Source organism: Brevundimonas sp. EYE_349 (assembly GCF_023147505.1).
Taxonomy (GTDB): domain Bacteria; phylum Pseudomonadota; class Alphaproteobacteria; order Caulobacterales; family Caulobacteraceae; genus Brevundimonas.
In genome coordinates this window covers 1-1,283 of record NZ_JAHXPB010000019.1, presented here as the reverse complement: position 1 = coordinate 1,283, position 1,283 = coordinate 1, and the positions used below count along the sequence as shown (strand labels likewise).

The following is a 1,283-nucleotide window of genomic DNA, read 5'->3' as shown; positions in this document are numbered from 1 at the left end:
TGGCCAAGGAAAAGTTCGAACGCACGAAGCCGCACTGCAACATCGGCACGATCGGTCACGTTGACCACGGCAAGACGACGCTGACGGCGGCGATCACGATGACGCTGGCGAAGGCTGGCGGCGCGAAGGCGATGAACTACGCCGACATCGACGCTGCGCCGGAAGAAAAGGCCCGCGGCATCACGATCAACACCGCGCACGTGGAATATGAGACGGCCAACCGTCACTACGCCCACGTCGACTGCCCCGGCCACGCCGACTATGTGAAGAACATGATCACGGGCGCGGCGCAGATGGACGGCGCGATCCTGGTGGTTTCGGCCGCCGACGGCCCGATGCCGCAAACGCGCGAGCACATCCTGCTGGCCCGTCAGGTCGGCGTGCCGGCCCTGGTGGTCTTCATGAACAAGGTCGACCTGGTCGACGACGAAGAACTGCTGGAACTGGTCGAGATGGAAGTGCGCGAGCTGCTGAGCAGCTACCAGTTCCCGGGCGACGACATTCCGATCACCAAGGGCTCGGCCAAGGCCGCGACCGACGGCGTGAACCCGGAAATCGGCGAACAGCGCGTTCTGGCCCTGATGGAAACCGTCGACGCCTACATCCCGCAGCCGGAACGTCCGGTCGACCTGCCGTTCCTGATGCCGGTCGAAGACGTGTTCTCGATCTCGGGCCGCGGCACCGTGGTCACGGGCCGCGTCGAGAAGGGCATCGTCAAGGTCGGTGAGGAAGTCGAGATCGTCGGCATCCGTCCGGTCCAGAAGACGACCTGCACGGGCGTGGAAATGTTCCGCAAGCTGCTGGACCAAGGTCAGGCGGGCGACAACGTCGGCGTTCTGCTGCGCGGCACCAAGCGCGAAGACGTCGAGCGCGGTCAGGTTCTGTGCAAGCCGGGTTCGATCACCCCGCACACCAAGTTCCAGGCCGAAGCCTACATCCTGACGAAGGAAGAAGGCGGCCGCCATACGCCGTTCTTCACCAACTATCGTCCGCAGTTCTACTTCCGCACGACGGACGTGACCGGCATCGTGCACCTGAAGGAAGGCGTCGAGATGATCATGCCCGGCGACAACGCCGAGCTGAGCGTCGAGCTGATCACGCCGATCGCGATGGACCAGGGCCTGCGCTTCGCCATCCGTGAAGGCGGCCGCACCGTCGGCGCCGGCGTCGTGGCCAAGATCGTCGAGTAATCGACGACACGACCCAGCCCACCGGCTGACCGAGTAGCGTACAGAGCGGCCCCCGGAGCGATCCGGGGGCCGCTTTTGCTTTGCGGCGAGACA

General features: G+C 64.9%; 1 protein-coding gene. It reads left to right on the top strand.

Annotated features, from left to right (window positions below; all coding sequences use genetic code 11):
• On the top strand, window positions 1–1,190 hold a 1,190-nt coding region (gene tuf / locus KZX42_RS17145; protein WP_248121377.1), incomplete at its 5' end, for an elongation factor Tu.
• Between the last annotated feature and the right edge of the window lie 93 nt (window positions 1,191–1,283).